This is a genomic window from Phyllobacterium zundukense (assembly GCF_002764115.1).
Classification (GTDB): Bacteria; Pseudomonadota; Alphaproteobacteria; order Rhizobiales; family Rhizobiaceae; genus Phyllobacterium; species Phyllobacterium zundukense.
On sequence record NZ_CP017940.1, the window covers coordinates 1,817,335 to 1,832,766 of the forward strand.

The window sequence follows — 15,432 nt, forward strand, 5'->3', positions numbered from 1 at the left end:
AAAACCCAAACATGATTGAATTAGTTAGGTTATTTGGCTAGTTTAGAATAATTCTAACTACTTGAAATCACGACATATTCTTACCATATGGATTTGACAGCGTACCGACAAACCGGTTTTATGCTGCCAGCGTTACAGGAACGCGTGACCTTTAATGTTTGGGCCTTGAACCCTTGCGATTGGAGGAACCATTGTTTGGTTCGAAAGTATCACCCGGTTACGGGATAATATCTCTTGGGTCTAGCGTACAAAGCGCTTTCATATCAATAGTTTGTGCAAGATTTGATGCCGTTGTGACGTCGAGTGTCGCAGGTGTTTGTTCTGTCGGTTACGGCGTCGATTCAAAATGCTAGTTTGTCATTGCAATATCATCACCCAGAAAGAAATCGAGAATACTATCGTTGAACTTCTCGATGCGGATCCGTGGCAACTCGTTGTTCCCGCTAAAGTTTACCATGCGATGAAGAAACGCGGCCGCTGCTGCGGCTGCTTCCCAAATGTCGTTGAAACCATCATAAAGGTGACGGAAGAATATCATCTCCGCCACGGTTCCGACGATTCTGATGCAGTTTCGTTTATCGACCGTGTCCGGTCATTGCGTCACGAATACGGGAGTTCACGACATGAAGGGCGACATAAAGGTCATCGAGCGGCTTAACGAAGCGCTGTTTCTCGAATTGGGGGCCGTCAACCAGTATTGGCTGCACTATCGCCTTCTGGATGATTGGGGCTACACCAAGCTCGCCAAGAAAGAACGCGAAGAATCCATCGAGGAGATGCACCACGCGGACAAGATCATCCAGCGCATTATCTTCCTCGAGGGCCATCCGAACCTGCAGTCGATCGGCGCGTTGCGCATTGGCCAGAACATCAAGGAAGTGCTCGAGGCGGACCTCGCCGGCGAATACGATGCGGTCAAATCCTACAAGAAATCGCGTGAGATCTGCGATCAGCTCGGCGACTATGTCTCAAAGGAGCTCTTCGATGAGCTGTTGAAGGACGAGGAAGGCCACGTCGATTTTCTGGAGACGCAGATTGATCTTCTCAACGCCATCGGTGTCGAACGCTACGGTCAGCTTAACGCTGCATCCGCCAATGAAGTCGATTGATCAGATCAATCTTCGATACAAAAAGGGCGCCACTGGCGCCCTTTCCTTTTCTGGTGTGTCGCTTATTGCGGCAGCTTGTCATCAACACCCGCAACGTAAAAGTTCATGCCGAGAATGGTCTTGTCGTCGGCAGTCTCACCAGCTTTCAGCCATTCTGAACCGTCCTGCTTCTTGATCGGGCCAGTGAAAGGCTTCAACTCACCGGAGGTGATTTTGGCCTGCGTTTCTTCAGCCAGCTTCTTCACATCGTCGGGCATGTTCGTATAGGGAGCCATGACGACCAGACCCTCGTGCATGCCCTCGAATACATTGTGGGACTTCCAGGAGCCGTCCAGCACCGCCTTGGTACGCTCGATATAGTAAGGGCCCCAATTATCGACGATCGACGTCAGCTGGGTTTCAGGGCCGAACTTGATCATGTCGGAGGCCTGGCCGAAAGCCTTGATCTTGCGTTCCGACGCGACCTGCATCGGAGCGGTCGAATCCGTATGCTGGGTGATGATGTCGACGCCCTGATCGACAAGCGCCTTGGCAGCATCTGCTTCCTTGGCAGGGTCGAACCAGGAATTCGCCCAGATCACCTTGATCTTGAAATTCGGATTGACCGACTGTGCACCAAGCATGAAGGAGTTGATGCCCTGGACCACTTCCGGAATTGGGAAGGAGCCGATGTAACCGGCAACGCCGGTCTTCGACATTTTCGCTGCAATCACGCCCTGCACATAGCGGCCTTCGTAGAAGCGCGAGTTGTAGACGGCAACGTTGTCAGCGGTCTTATAGCCCGTCGCATGTTCGAATTTTACATCCGGGAACTTCTGCGCGACCTTGATCGTCGAATCCATGTAGCCGAACGACGTCGTAAAGATCAGCTTGTTTCCCGCGCGGGCCAGACGTTCGATCGAACGCTCCGCATCGGCACCTTCCGGCACGTTTTCAAGGAAAGTGGTCTCTACCTGGTCGCCAAGCGCCTTCTCCAATTCCTTGCGGCCCTGGTCGTGCTGATAAGTCCAGCCAAAGTCACCGGGTGGTCCGATATAGATAAAGCCAACCTTCAGCTTTTCCGCAGCCTGGGCGGAGCCCGCCACGGCAAAACTGGCCGCTATTGTCAGCGCCATCATCAGTTTTTTCATCTAAGTTCACCTCTCTGTTAAACGGATTGCGTTGTCTTTTTGGATTATGCCACCCTCAGCGATCCGGCACGAAGGGCTTGCCGAGTGATGTCGGCGTGTTCATCAGGGTCAGCCGCTTGTTCCGCGAGATCAGAACAAGCACGATGATCGTTGCCAGATAGGGCAACGATGACATGAATTGCGACGGTATGCCTATACCCAGCGCCTGGGCATGCAATTGCCCGATACTTACAGCACCGAAGAGATAGGCGCCGGCAACGATGCGCCATGGCCGCCACGAGGCAAAAACCACCAGGGCGAGAGCAATCCAGCCGCGGCCGGCCGTCATGTTTTCCACCCATTGCGGCACATAGACGAGCGAAAGCTGTCCACCGGCCAGACCGGCACATGCCCCGCCGAACAACACGGCAAGGTAGCGTATGCGGACGACTGGCACACCCAATGCATGCGCCGAAGTGTGGTTGTCGCCGACAGCGCGCAAGGTCAGACCCGCCCGGGTCTTGAACAGGAACCACACCACGCCAATGGCGAGCAGGATTGAGATATAGAAGATTGGATCCTGACCGAACAGAAACTTGCCCACATAGGGCAAGTCCGTAAGTACCGGAATATACAGCGATTCCATCTTCACGCCTGGCAGGCCGACGAAACTTTCGCCAATCATCGCGGAAGCACCAAGACCCAGAAGTGTCAGAGCCAGGCCTGTAGCCACCTGGTTGGTAATCAGCGTGAGCGTGAAAAACCCGAACAGCAGGGAAAAAGCCGCGCCAGCCAGGATCGCGGCAAACATGCCAAGCCAGGCCGAACCGGTGGTCTGGGCAACGGCGAAACCCGCCACAGCACCCATAACCATCATGCCTTCAACGCCAAGATTGAGCACGCCTGAGCGCTCGACCACGAGCTCACCCAGAGCTGCGATCAGAAGCGGTGTCGCCGCCGTCGCAACCGTCAGGAGTATGGCCTCAAACATCGTCATCTCACGCGCCCTTCAATGCAGTCTCGCCGTGCCGAGACACAATCCGGATGCGATAATAGATCAGGGTGTCACTGGCGAGGACAAAAAACAGGATGATGCCCTGGAAGATCCGCGCCGATTTTTCCGAAATGCCCAATGAAATCTGGGCTGCTTCACCGCCGAGATAGGAGAGCGCCAGCACCAGTCCGGCTGCAATTATCCCCAAAGGATTGAGCCTTCCGAGGAATGCAACGATGATTGCCGTGAAGCCGTAGCCGGGTGAAATGCTTGTCCGCAACTGCCCGACAGCACCGGAAACCTCGGCAATTCCTGCAAGGCCGGCCAGCGCCCCTGAAACCAGGAAGGCGAAGAATGTCAGCCGTCCACCACTGAAACCAGCAAAACGCCCTGCCCTCGTGCTGCGGCCAAGCACCTTGATTTCATAGCCGTTCAGGGTGCATGAAAGCATGAACCAGACGAGAACCGCAGCTATCAGCGCGAGGATGAAGCCCCAATGCGCCCGGCCGGATGCCGACCAGATTTCCGGCAGGACTGCGCTTGCATTGAACTGCACTGTCTCGGGAAAATTATAGCCTTGCGGATTGCGCCACGGTCCCCGCACCAGCCAGTCGAGAAAGAGCTGGGCCACATAGACCAGCATCAGGCTGGTCAGGATTTCATTCGTATTGAAACGGACCTTCAGAAAAGCCGGGATAGTCGCATAGGCCATGCCGCCTGCCATGCCGAACAGCAGCATGATCGGCAGGACATACCAGCCTTGGAAATCGGGAAACATGACGGGAAGGATCGATCCGGCAATACCGCCGGCTATCAACTGTCCTTCCGCGCCGATGTTCCAGTTGTTCGACAGGAAACAGACGGAAAGTCCGACCGCAATCAGGATCAGCGGCGCTGCCTTGACCAGCAGTTCGTGGATAGACCAGACCTCTGTCAGTGGTTCGATGAAATAGGAATAGAGTGCCGAAACCGGATTCTTGCCGAGAATGGAGAAAAGGATTGCCCCGGCAATCAACGTCAGGAACAGGGCAATGAACGGCGACAAGGCACTGAACAAAGCCGAATGTTGCGGGCGTTTGACGATTTCGATCCGCATCACACTGCTCCTGCGCCTTCCAGAGGTGCCGACGCGTCAGCCCCTCCCATCATCAGCCCCACGCGTTCCCTGCTCATGTTTTCTATCGGCACGGTTTCCGAAAGGCGGCCATGCACCATCGCCGCAACCCGGTCGGAAATCTCAAACAGTTCGTCCAGGTCCTGGCTGATTACGATCACCGCCGAACCGCTGCGCGCAAGGTCGACGAGAGCTTGACGGATATGCGCTGCCGCACCGGCATCAACGCCCCAGGTTGGCTGGTTGACGATCATGACGGAAGGATTGCGATCAAGCTCGCGGCCGATGAGAAACTTCTGCAGGTTTCCGCCGGAAAGGGCTGATGCATCTGGATTTTCTGCGCTCTTGCGTACATCCATTTGTGCGACAATGCGTTTGGCCGCGGCGGCAAGACTCGATTCTGCGACGAGCTTCAGCATCCCGCCGGAAAGGAATACCTTGCGGTCCGTGGAGTGGCGCGACAGCAGGAGATTATTGGTCAATGACATGTCTGGAACCGCGCCGTGTCCAAGGCGCTCTTCCGGCACGAAGGCAGCACCCAGTCTGCGCCGCGCGGAGATGCCTATCCGACCGGCATCTGTTCCGCGGATGCGTATTATCTCGGGGCGTTCCTGCAATACCTCGCCGGAAATCGCCTCGAACAGCTCGCCCTGTCCATTGCCGGCAACCCCGGCGATTCCAAGAATTTCGCCGGCCTGGACCGAAAGGCGAATATCGTGAAGCGGCACAGAAAAAGGGCCGCGCGGCTTTTGCGAGAGGCCATTCACCTCAACCAGAGGCGATTGTTGCGACCGGGACGCATCGACCGGATGCCGGTCGATCACATGGATGTCGCTGCCAACCATCATACGTGCCAGGGACGCCGCTGTTTCAGCGCGCGGATTACAATGACCCACGACCTTGCCGTGCCGCAGTACTGTGGCGCGATCGCATAGCCGCCGCACCTCTTCCAGTCTGTGGCTGATATAAAGGATGGACTTTCCTTCGGACCGCAGCCGCTCCAGCGTCACAAATAAAAGGTCGGCTTCCTGTGGTGTCAGAACGGATGTCGGCTCATCAAGAATGATCAGATCCGGATTCTGCAACAGGCAACGAATGATTTCGATCCGCTGCCTCTCTCCCACCGAAAGGTCACCGACAAGCGCCTCAGGATCCACTGGCAGCCCGTAGGTCTGACCGATTTCCCTGGCTCGGGCCGCGATAGTATCGAGCGGTGTCTTCTCATCGAGAGAAAGGGCGATATTTTCCGCGGCCGTCAGTGCGTCGAACAACGAAAAATGCTGAAAAACCATACCGATGCCTAGCGATCTTCCCATCGCCGGATTGGTGACTGTAACAGTCTGCCCCTTCCACGCGATGTCCCCGGACGTTGGCTGCAAAGCACCGAACAGCATCTTGACGAGGGTCGACTTGCCCGCGCCGTTCTCGCCGAGCAACGAATGGATTTCGCCCGTCCCAATCTTCAGATTGATTTCATCGCAGGCTTTGAGTGTGCCGAAAATTTTGGTGAGCTTGTCAGCTTCCAGTAGCGGTTTTTCAGAGCCGTCTATTATTTTTTCTTTCATGGTTCCCCGCGGCCAAAGACCGTTTTCGATCCTATGACAGGCTCACCAAATTTGGAAAGTACAAAACGTGAGGTTGCGGCCATTTGCGCACATTATTCGTGCATCATAATCAGCGGCTTAAGGAATGAGCACCGTCGGGCCGGTGGTTTTCCTTGCTTCAAGATCGCGATGGGCTGTTGCGACATCCTTCAGCGCGTAGCTCTGGCCGATATCTATGCGGATGACGCCTTTCGCCACCAGATCAAATAGCTCGCTCGCCGCACCCTCAAGCGCCTCGCGTGCTGCAATATAAACGAACAGTGTCGGGCGTGTCAGATAGAGCGAACCTTTGCGCGACAGAATACCGAGATCGAACGGCGGAACCGGTCCGGAAGACTGGCCGAAGCACACGAGCATGCCGCGCGGACGCAGACAATCGAGCGAGCCGTCAAACGTATCCTTGCCGACCGAATCGTAAACGACATCGACACCCTTGCCGTGGGTCAGCTCCTTCACCCGCTCGACAAAATTCTCGGTGTTGTAATTGATGACGTGGTCGTAGCCATTGTCGAGGGCCAGCTTGACCTTCTCGTCAGAACCCGCCGTGCCGATCACGGTTGCTCCGAGATGCTTGGCCCATTGACCGGCAATCAGCCCGACGCCGCCAGCTGTAGCGTGAAAGAGGATCGTATCGCCCTTCTTCACCGGAAATGTCTACCGCAGGAGATACTGCGCAGTCATCCCTTTCAGCATCATCGACGCCGCTTGCTTCAGCGGAATCGCATCCGGCACTTTGACGAGGCGGTCTGCAGGAATAAGCCGTTCTTCGGCATAGGCGCCGATCGGATTGGCATAGGCAACACGATCGCCAACCTTCAAATCCTTGATGTCCGGACCGACTGCCAGCACCACGCCGGCGCCCTCGTGACCGGGGATCAACGGCAAAGGGCTTGGCGAGGGATAGACGCCGGCTCGGTAGTAAACATCGAGGAAGTTGAGCCCGATTGCTTCATTGCGGATATGCGCCTCCCCAGGCCCTGGCACACGGACGGAAATATCCTCATAGGTCAGGACATCGGGACCACCGAGTTGATGAATGCGAACAGCTTTGACCATCACGATTTCTCCGTACGTCCAAGATTGGGGAATGCCTGCATTACGGCACCGATGCAGAAAAGATAAACGCCTGTCACCGAAATACCAATCCGCACCCAGACCGGCGAATCCAGTTCCTGAAACAGCGAGATCGCCCCAAAGCCGCACCACAGGAAGAAGATCGCGAGGTTCAGGGGCCGCAATCTCTGTACGCGTACGGGATGCAGGAAATAGACCGGCATGAAGGAGACGATCGCCGAGACAAGCACGATGGCAAAGGCCACCCATTCTCCCGGGCGCACAATGAAAAGCGTGAAAACGATCATGTTCCAGACGACGGGGAACCCCTTGAAGAAGTTCTCCTTGGTCTTCATGCCGGTGTCGGCATAGTAGATGGCACTGGACACGACGATGATCGCCGCCGCCAGAAAAGACAGTCCCTCGCCCATGAAGCCGCGCTGATAGAGCGCGAAGGCCGGGATCAGGACATAGGTCATGTAGTCGATGATGTTGTCGAGGAGTTCGCCTGACCAGTTGGGCAGGACATATTTGACTTCGAGTTTGCGGGCGATGGGGCCGTCGATACCGTCGACGAAGAGAGCCAGCCCCAGCCACCAGAACATGGCCGTCCAGCTTTCTTCACTGGCCGCAACAACCGATAGAAAAGCCAGGAAGGAGCCGGAAGCTGTCAGCAGATGAACGGAAAATGCTTTCGCCTGCGGTGCCGTCACTTTCTTGGGCATAACACCCTTGGGCAAGGTTGGTTTTTTCACGGTCCGCGCCAATCTGCTGCATGATAATTCATCGTTCGCTGTTGTATCCTATCGATGACGAACGATTTGCGATCAGCTTTTCTTGAAAATGGTTCAAAGCGCAAGCAATGAAGTTGATATAAACTGTTGAAAGCTCGATGCAGCTTGGAAGCGGAGGCGAATATGACCAGCACCAGAACAGATCCGATTGTAATTGCTGGGGCTGGGCACGTTGGGTTGATCGCCGCGATAGCCATTGGCCAAACCTTCGAGAATGTCATAAGCCTCGGTGTAGTGCCGGAGGGAAATGACAAGCGCACAACCGCCTTGATGGTGCCTGCCATCAAGTTTCTCGAGCGGATTGGCCTTTGGGAGAGCATTGAACCTCACGCTGCACCGATCACCACGATGCGTATCATCGATGGTACAAACCGGCTCATCAGGAGCCCGACTGTATCCTTCGAAGCGAGCGAAATCGATGAGCCCGCCTTCGGCTATAATATTCCGAACGTCACTTTGACCTCCGTGTTGAGCGACGCGCTGAAGGGCTCGGCGGTCAAGCATGTTGCCGCCTCTGCCAGCCATTATCATCCGACTGAGAATGCAATCGCCGTCGAAGCCAGCGATGGCTCCATGTACACTGCCAATATTGTCATCGCTGCCGATGGGCGCTCGTCGCTAGCGCGCGAGGCTGCCGGAATGTCCGCGCGAACCTGGAGCTACAACCAGACAGCTACCGTGCTGAGCTTTAGCCACACGCGCGATCATCATGATATTTCAACAGAATTTCATACGGAATATGGGCCGTTCACCCAGGTTCCTTTATCGGGGAAACATTCAAGCCTGGTTTGGGTGACGACACCGGCGCACGCTGTGGAATTGCTGGAACTGACCCGGGATCAGCTGGCCATGCGGGTTGAAGAACGCATGCAATCCATGCTTGGCGCCGTGACCATCGACGTTGACCCGCAGAGCTGGCCGCTTTCGGGGCTCGTCCCGACATCCTTCGCTCGCAACCGCGTTTTCCTGGCCGGCGAATCTGCCCACGTCTTCCCGCCCATCGGCGCACAGGGCCTCAATCTCGGCGTGAGGGACGTTGAGACCCTGCTGGAAACGCTGCCAAACGACGCAACGGATCTCGGCGTGTCAAACGTCATGTCCACTTATAACCGCAAGCGCAGCCCGGATATCATCGCGCGTACGGGAGCGGTGGATGCGTTGAACAGGTCGCTGCTGTCGGATTTTCTGCCGGTTCAGATGGTTCGCAGCGGCGGGCTGGAGCTCTTGCGCACTTTTTCGCCGTTGCGTGGTTTTGTCATGCGCGAAGGATTGCGTCCCGGCAGCGGCTTCCGCTTCTCGCGGAAAGACGCTGCCCAAAACCAATAGTTCACGCGAACACGAAGTCGCTGAGCAATTTCACATTCAACAGGGCTATGACGACTGCAATGAACATCGCAAAGGCCGAGAGCCAGCGCGGTGATACAAGCGCACCCATCTTTGCCTTGCTCGCCGTGAACATGACCAATGGGAACACCGCGAACGACAGCTGAAGGCTCAAAACGACCTGTGTCAGGATCAACAGCTTTGCCGTTCCGCTTTCGCCGTACCAGATCGTGACAATTGCAGCGGGAATGATCGCAATGCCGCGTGTGATCAGACGGCGCAACCATGGTGCCAGCTTGATGTGCAGGAAGCCTTCCATCACGATCTGCCCGGCAAGCGTCGCCGTAACGGTCGAGTTGATGCCGCAGCAGAGCAAGGCAATGCCGAACAGTGTCGGCGCTATCGCCAGGCCCAGAAGCGGTGCAAGAAGCGAATGCGCCTCGCCAAGTTCCGCGACCCCGGTCTGACCCGTTTTGTTGAACGTCGCCGCCGCAAGAATGAGGATGGACGCATTGATCAGCAGGGCAAACATCAGGGCAACAGTGGAGTCTATCGTCGCATATTTCAGCGCCTGCCGCCTTTCAGGCACTGAGGAACCATAGTCGCGGGTCTGAACGATGCCTGAATGCAAATACAGGTTATGCGGCATGACGGTTGCGCCCAGAATACCTAGCGCGAGATAGAGCATCTCGGGGTTCGTCACGATTTCCGTCGTCGGCGCAAAGCCCCTGATAACGGCGCCCCATTCCGGATCGGCGAGGAAAATCTGAATGGCAAAGCAGACCGCGATGACACCAAGCAGGGTGATGATCAGCGCTTCGACCCAGCGGAAGCCAAGCTTCTGCAGGTAGAGAATAAGGAAGACGTCGAGTGCGGTGATGAGAACACCGATTTCCAGCGGAATGCCAAAGATCAGGTTGAGACCAATGGCCGTGCCGATCACTTCGGCAATATCGGTCGCAATGATTGCGATTTCCGCAAGGAACCACAGCGAATAGGCAACCGGCTTCGGAAATGCATCACGGCAGGCCTGTGCAAGGTCCCTGCCCGATCCGATAGCAAGACGTGCACACAGGGCCTGCAGTACGATCGCCATAATGTTGGAAACGAGCGCGACGACAAGCAGTGTGTAACCGAATTTCGATCCGCCGGCGAGCGAGGTAGCCCAGTTACCGGGGTCCATATAGCCGACGGCAACAAGATAGCCCGGCCCAACGAAAGCAGCGGCCCGGCGCCAGCCAGGTCCGCTTGTCCGTACGGCAATTGAACGATGAACATCAGAAAGCGACGCCTCGCCCCTCGCGCGCCGCCAGCCCTCAGGCGTGTCGGCCGCCTGCCGTACTTGATCCATGAAAAACCCTTAATCGCAATTGCAAATCATTCGCAACTATATATATGGAAAATTGGTAATCACAAGCCCCCGCCTGTGAGAAAAGCTCAGCAGCCGATTGAATGCCGGTATGGAAGCAATTCATAGAAGAAACTCAGGACAACTCTTGCCGCCTTAGCGGATCAATCCATGCGTCATGACATAGAGCCACAGCGTCAGAGTCACGATGGAAAACAAGGTCGTGGCAAGAATGCTGCTGGAGGCCCGCTCGACCCATACGCCATACTGGTGCGCAATGACGAAGACGTTGGTTGCGGTTGGCAAGGCCGCCATAAGCATTGCGGTCGAAATCCAGACTGGCGGGAAATCGCCCGCAAGACTGAGAATGCAGAAGATCAGCAATGGTTGAAACAACAGTTTAAGCGGAACAATGAGATAAAGTTCCTTGGGGATACGCTTCAAGGGACGCAATGCAAGCGTCGCACCCATGGCAAAGAGTGCGCATGGTGCAGCGGCCTTGGCGAGCAAATCAATCAGCCTTTCGAGGGCAACGGGCGGCTGGAAGCCGACAAGCGCGGCAGCCACGCCAAGAATTGTCGCAATGATGAATGGATGGAAGAATATCTTCCGGAGCACACCGCTCGCCAGATCGCGCGCAGAGCGTTTGTCATTGCCGGAAAGCGCCATCATCAGGGGCGCCATGACAAAATGGAGCGTATTGTCAAAGCAAAAGATCAGCGCCACAGGCACCGCCGCCGGTGCACCGAAGGCCAGGATCGCCAGCGCCGGCCCCATATAACCAATATTGCCATAGGCTGCGGCAAGACCCTGAATGGTGCTTTCATCGATTTTTCGTGTTCGCACAAAAGCGATCAAGAACATCACCAGAAAGATACAGAATGTTGACGCCGTACAGCCGATAATGAATGCCCACTGCGTTAACTCAGCCACCGGTGTCTTCGAAAGGATCTGGAAAAACAGGGCCGGGAGCGCCACATAAATGATGAACGTATTCATCCATCCGAGCGCTTCCAAAGGTTGGCGATTGATCCGGGCGACAAAAAAGCCGAGAAAAATCAATCCAAAGAATGGAAGCACGAGGTTGAAGACGTTGAGCATGACAGAGCTTTGATGATTGCGGCGAGAATGAAGAATGGAGGAGCGCTTTTTTAAACTCGCGGGATTTGACGGAAACAGATATCTATATCGAATGGCGGCAATGACACAGATACGACATGCAAAATTCAAGATAGGCCAGGTGGTAAGCCACCGGATTTTTGCCTTTCGGGGTATAATCTTCGACGTCGATCCGGAATTCAATAATACGGAAGAATGGTATCAATCCATTCCTGAGAACGTAAGGCCGCGCCGCGACCAGCCCTTCTATCATCTCTTTGCCGAAAATGCGGAGAGCGAATATGTCGCCTATGTCTCGGAGCAGAACCTGATCCCCGACACGACGGGTGTCCCGTTGAGACACCCGCAGATCAAGAACATGTTCGAGAAGCTGGAAAACGGCGTTTACCGGGTAAAACGTCCGCACATCAACTAGCGTCCTGCCAGCAACAAAAAAAGGGACGCTCGAGGCGTCCCTTTTTGCTTATTGGCCTGATTTGGCTTTTGCCTGCTCGGCCTTCATCTTGTCTTCGAATTCCTTCTGGCGCTTCTGGACTTCGTCCTGGAGTGTCTTCTGGCGCTGTTCGAGCTCGTTCTGCTGGATGCCGGGGCCATCATAAGCCTGGGTGAAACCGGTCAGGGCAACATTGATGGGGTTGGGCTTGTTCTGGAAGTTGACCGAGGTCAGCGTCAGCTGGTTGCCCTTCTTGAAGGACGCAAGGAGCTCATCGGACAGGGCAACTTCAGAGATGCAGCGATCCGGGAAGCAGATGGCGTAATCGATCTTCTGCGTCTTGCCGCCATTGATCTGGAGTCCAACGCCAGGAGGAATCAGACGGCCAGTCGGAACGGAAACCTGGAAAATCTTGCGATTGATCTTGCCCTTGATCTCAATGAGGTTGACGGCAGTCAGAAGCTGACCGCTATCGGCAGTCACGATGTTCTGCGTGTTGCAGATATCATTCTCTTCCTGCTTGGAACAAACCTTGAACCAACCCTGCGGCGCTCTCTGCTGCTGAGCTGTGGCCGGTACTGCCGCGGCGGCGAGTAATGCAATGGCACCCGCGAAGGATGCGGTTGCAGCGAAAGTCTTTGGGGTGGACATGGTCAACTGGTTCCTTTCAGCGCACTTATCCGAAGTGTGTCTTGATCATCTCGTTTGCTTGACTGGCTTTGGTTACCAAATGCGGCAACAGAGTGACCCTTGTTATCGAACGCCGTGTTACACTGCATGTTAATGCAAATCCAGACTACTTTTGGCTGTGTTATGAATTCGCATGCACCATTATACGCCTTACGCCGCAGAATCGTCGTCAAATGATAGTCTTTGACACGAATCAGGATAAATCCCCGCTTTGAGGGCGCAAGGTTGAGACGATGTTGAAGAAAAGTTTCCAGATTCTGGCGCTTGTAGCCGCGATGTATTCGACAGCGAATACCGCGATTGCCGAGCCCACATATGGAATTGCCATGCGCGGCGAACCCGCCTTGCCTGCCGACTACCAATATTTTCCCTATGTGAATCCCAATGCGCCCAAGGGCGGTTCGATCACCTATGGCGTTGTCGGTACATTCGACAGCCTCAACCCGTTCCTGGTGAAGAGCCTGCGGACAACGGCACGCGGAATCTTCAACGATCCGCAATTCGGCAATCTTGTCTACGAAACGCTTATGCAGCGGAGCGCCGACGAGCCGTTTACAATGTACGGTCTGCTTGCGGAGAAAGTAGAGACCAATGATGACCGCACATGGGTTGAGTTTACGCTGAACCCGAAGGCGAAGTGGTCGGATGGACAGCCGATTACGCCTGACGACATCATTTTTACCTTCGATATTCTGGCCGAGAAGGGTCTGCCCCAATATAAGCAGCGCAGGGATCGCATCTCGAACATTGAGAAAATCGGCGAACACGGCATCCGCTTCACGTTCAACGACAAGGCCGATCGCGAGTTTCCGCTCATTCTTGCGTTGATGCCAATCTTGCCGAAACACGCCATTGACCGCGACAAGTTCGACGGGTCACTGCTGAACGTTCCGGTGGGTAGCGGCCCCTATACCATCTCGCAGGTCCAGCCGGGTCAGCGCATCGTCTACAAACGCAATCCCGACTATTGGGCGGCGGATGTGCCAAGCAGGCGCGGATTCAACAATTTCGATATGATCACCGTCGAATATTTCCGCACGGAACAGTCGCAATTCGAAGCCTTCAAGAAAGGTGTGTTTGACGTCTTCATGGAAGGAGATCCCAACAAGTGGGCGTCTTCCTATGATTTTCCCGCTTTCAGGGAAGGTCGGGTCGTCCAGGAAACGTTTGAAACGAAGACACCCGCAAACATGTTCGGGTTTGCCTTCAATACGCGACGCGCCAAATTTGCCGACCGGGACGTGCGTGGCGCTCTTGCCATGATGTTCGATTTCGAATGGACCAACCGAAATCTCTATGCGAATCGCTACCAACGGCTTGGCAGCTATTGGCAGGGTTCGGAGCTGTCGGCTTTGGGTAAACCGACCGATGCAACAGAGCGCGCGCTCTTGGCGCCCTACCCCGATGCGGTTTTACCTGATGTTATGGACGGGACATACGAACCGGCAAAGACAGACGGTTCCGGCCGCGACCGCAAAGAGATGAAGCGGGCATATGATGTGCTGATGAGCAAGGGCTACTCGATCAAGGATGAAACACTGCTTGATCCGGACGGCACGCCGTTGACGTTTGAAATTCTCACGCGCTCTGTCGCCGAAGAGCGTCTTGGCCTTGCTTATAAACGCACACTTGAGCGCCTCGGCATTGGGGTCATCATCCGCACGGTAGATGATGCCCAGTATCAAAAGCGCCTTGAGACCTTCGACTATGACGTCATTCTCGGAGCCTATTCCGGAACGCTTTCACCCGGCTTTGAACAGTTCAGGCGCTGGAGCAGCCAATCCAGAGACTCCAACGGCAGTTTCAATTATGCTGGCGTTGCTGATCCGGCCGTGGATGCCTTGATCTCCAAGATGCTTGCGGCGCGCGAGCAGGCGGAGTTCACAAGTACGGTACGGGCGCTGGATAGGGTGCTGATCTCCGGCAACTATTTCGTACCGATCTATTATCAACCGGCCCAATGGGTTGCCCGCTGGTCGCATATCAAGCACCCGGACAAGACATCTCTCAACGGCTACCAGTTTACGTCGTGGTGGTCTGACAAACGATAGGTTGAAGTTATGGCTGATAAGAAATTCACAATTGACGTGGTGTCGGATGTCGTTTGCCCCTGGTGTTTTCTCGGCCGCAAGCGGCTGGAAAACGCGCTCGCCCTCAACCCGGATCTCGACGTGGCCGTGAACTGGCGGCCGTTCCAGCTCGATCCCAGCATTCCGCGCCAGGGCAAGGATCGTAATCGCTACATGCAGGAGAAATTCGGCAGTTCCGACCGGATTTTTGAGATCCACCAGCAATTGATCGAACTTGGCAAGGAAGCCGGTATCGAGTTTGACTTCGAAGCGATCCAAATCAGCCCGAATACACTGGATGCGCACCGCCTGATCCGCTGGGCGTCACAGGCGAATCCCAACGTTCAGGACAAAGTCGTCGGCATTCTCTTTTCCTACTACTTTGAGCAGGGAAAGAATATTGGCGACCATCAGATCCTGCTGGAAGCCGCTGAAGAAGCAGGCATGGACGTTGCCATTGTTGCCAGCCTGTTGCCGACCGATGCGGATACCGTCGGTGTCCAGCAGGAAATCGACACAGCCAACCAGATAGGTGTGCGTGGCGTTCCCTGCTTCATTCTGGATCAGAAATATGCAGTCATGGGCGCGCAGTCAGCCGACGCGCTGGCCGATGCTATCCGCCAAACGGCAGATGGTTTCGAGCCACGCCACGTCTGACCGCTTACCGCAACCC

Annotated in this window: 14 protein-coding genes and 1 pseudogene; 6 read left to right on the forward strand and 9 right to left on the reverse strand. The window is 55.3% G+C overall.

All coding sequences use genetic code 11. The annotated features are described in order from the left end of the window. Positions 1 to 346: 346 nt before the first annotated feature. Complete coding sequence (locus BLM14_RS31410; RefSeq protein WP_099999058.1) at positions 347 to 658, forward strand: (2Fe-2S)-binding protein; 312 nt, start codon at positions 347 to 349, stop codon at positions 656 to 658. Beyond that, on the forward strand, positions 624 to 1,109 hold the full coding sequence (bfr, locus tag BLM14_RS09035; RefSeq protein WP_099999059.1) for a bacterioferritin: 486 nt from the start codon (positions 624 to 626) through the stop codon (positions 1,107 to 1,109). The genes BLM14_RS31410 and bfr overlap by 35 nt, the downstream gene beginning before the upstream one ends. A 62-nt stretch (positions 1,110 to 1,171) precedes the next feature. On the opposite strand, the gene BLM14_RS09040 is transcribed toward bfr, so the two are convergent. The 6 genes and pseudogenes from BLM14_RS09040 to pcsA all read right to left on the reverse strand — a co-directional run bounded on the left by BLM14_RS09040 (position 1,172) and on the right by pcsA (position 7,708). Further along, on the reverse strand, positions 1,172 to 2,239 hold the full coding sequence (locus tag BLM14_RS09040; RefSeq protein ID WP_099999060.1) for a BMP family ABC transporter substrate-binding protein: 1,068 nt from the start codon (positions 2,237 to 2,239) through the stop codon (positions 1,172 to 1,174). A gap of 55 nt (positions 2,240 to 2,294) precedes the next feature. Continuing rightward, positions 2,295 to 3,215, reverse strand: a complete 921-nt coding sequence (locus tag BLM14_RS09045) for an ABC transporter permease (RefSeq protein WP_204252001.1) — start codon at positions 3,213 to 3,215, stop codon at positions 2,295 to 2,297. A gap of 1 nt (position 3,216) precedes the next feature. Beyond that, positions 3,217 to 4,308 (reverse strand): ABC transporter permease, encoded by a 1,092-nt coding sequence (locus BLM14_RS09050; RefSeq protein WP_099999061.1) that lies wholly within the window; start codon positions 4,306 to 4,308, stop codon positions 3,217 to 3,219. Next, positions 4,308 to 5,891 carry an ABC transporter ATP-binding protein gene (locus BLM14_RS09055; RefSeq protein ID WP_099999062.1) on the reverse strand — a complete coding sequence of 528 codons (1,584 nt, stop codon included), beginning with the start codon at positions 5,889 to 5,891 and terminating at the stop codon, positions 4,308 to 4,310. The genes BLM14_RS09050 and BLM14_RS09055 overlap by 1 nt, the downstream gene beginning before the upstream one ends. Positions 5,892 to 6,008: 117 nt before the next feature. Beyond that, positions 6,009 to 6,986: pseudogene (locus tag BLM14_RS09060) on the reverse strand (quinone oxidoreductase family protein). Further along, positions 6,986 to 7,708 (reverse strand): phosphatidylcholine synthase, encoded by a 723-nt coding sequence (gene pcsA, locus BLM14_RS09065; RefSeq protein ID WP_099999063.1) that lies wholly within the window; start codon positions 7,706 to 7,708, stop codon positions 6,986 to 6,988. Before pcsA ends, BLM14_RS09060 begins: the two are co-directional and overlap by 1 nt. 192 nt (positions 7,709 to 7,900) lie before the next feature. Here pcsA and BLM14_RS09070 point away from each other — a divergent pair, with 192 nt between their 5' ends. After that, positions 7,901 to 9,103 (forward strand): UbiH/UbiF family hydroxylase, encoded by a 1,203-nt coding sequence (locus tag BLM14_RS09070; protein ID WP_099999064.1) that lies wholly within the window; start codon positions 7,901 to 7,903, stop codon positions 9,101 to 9,103. Between the two features lies 1 nt (position 9,104). Here the strand turns inward: BLM14_RS09070 and BLM14_RS09075 are convergent, their stop codons facing one another. Together BLM14_RS09075 and BLM14_RS09080 are read right to left on the reverse strand one after the other, a co-directional pair. Further along, positions 9,105 to 10,451, reverse strand: a complete 1,347-nt coding sequence (locus BLM14_RS09075) for an Nramp family divalent metal transporter (RefSeq protein ID WP_099999065.1) — start codon at positions 10,449 to 10,451, stop codon at positions 9,105 to 9,107. Between the two features lie 153 nt (positions 10,452 to 10,604). Beyond that, complete coding sequence (locus tag BLM14_RS09080; protein WP_099999066.1) at positions 10,605 to 11,549, reverse strand: AEC family transporter; 945 nt, start codon at positions 11,547 to 11,549, stop codon at positions 10,605 to 10,607. Between the two features lie 100 nt (positions 11,550 to 11,649). On the opposite strand from BLM14_RS09080, the gene hspQ reads away from it, so the two are divergent. Beyond that, the gene (hspQ, locus tag BLM14_RS09085; protein ID WP_100001160.1) at positions 11,650 to 11,982 is read left to right on the forward strand and encodes a heat shock protein HspQ; all 333 of its coding nucleotides are present in this window, start codon (positions 11,650 to 11,652) and stop codon (positions 11,980 to 11,982) included. 48 nt (positions 11,983 to 12,030) lie between these two features. Here the strand turns inward: hspQ and BLM14_RS09090 are convergent, their stop codons facing one another. Next, the gene (locus BLM14_RS09090; RefSeq protein ID WP_099999067.1) at positions 12,031 to 12,651 is read right to left on the reverse strand and encodes an invasion associated locus B family protein; all 621 of its coding nucleotides are present in this window, start codon (positions 12,649 to 12,651) and stop codon (positions 12,031 to 12,033) included. Between the two features lie 272 nt (positions 12,652 to 12,923). Between BLM14_RS09090 and BLM14_RS09095 the strand changes: the two genes are divergently transcribed. Then, positions 12,924 to 14,741: an extracellular solute-binding protein gene (locus BLM14_RS09095; RefSeq protein ID WP_099999068.1), complete on the forward strand. Its 1,818-nt coding sequence runs from the start codon at positions 12,924 to 12,926 to the stop codon at positions 14,739 to 14,741. Between the two features lie 9 nt (positions 14,742 to 14,750). Further along, the gene (locus BLM14_RS09100) at positions 14,751 to 15,416 is read left to right on the forward strand and encodes a DsbA family oxidoreductase (protein ID WP_099999069.1); all 666 of its coding nucleotides are present in this window, start codon (positions 14,751 to 14,753) and stop codon (positions 15,414 to 15,416) included. Positions 15,417 to 15,432 lie beyond the last annotated feature (16 nt).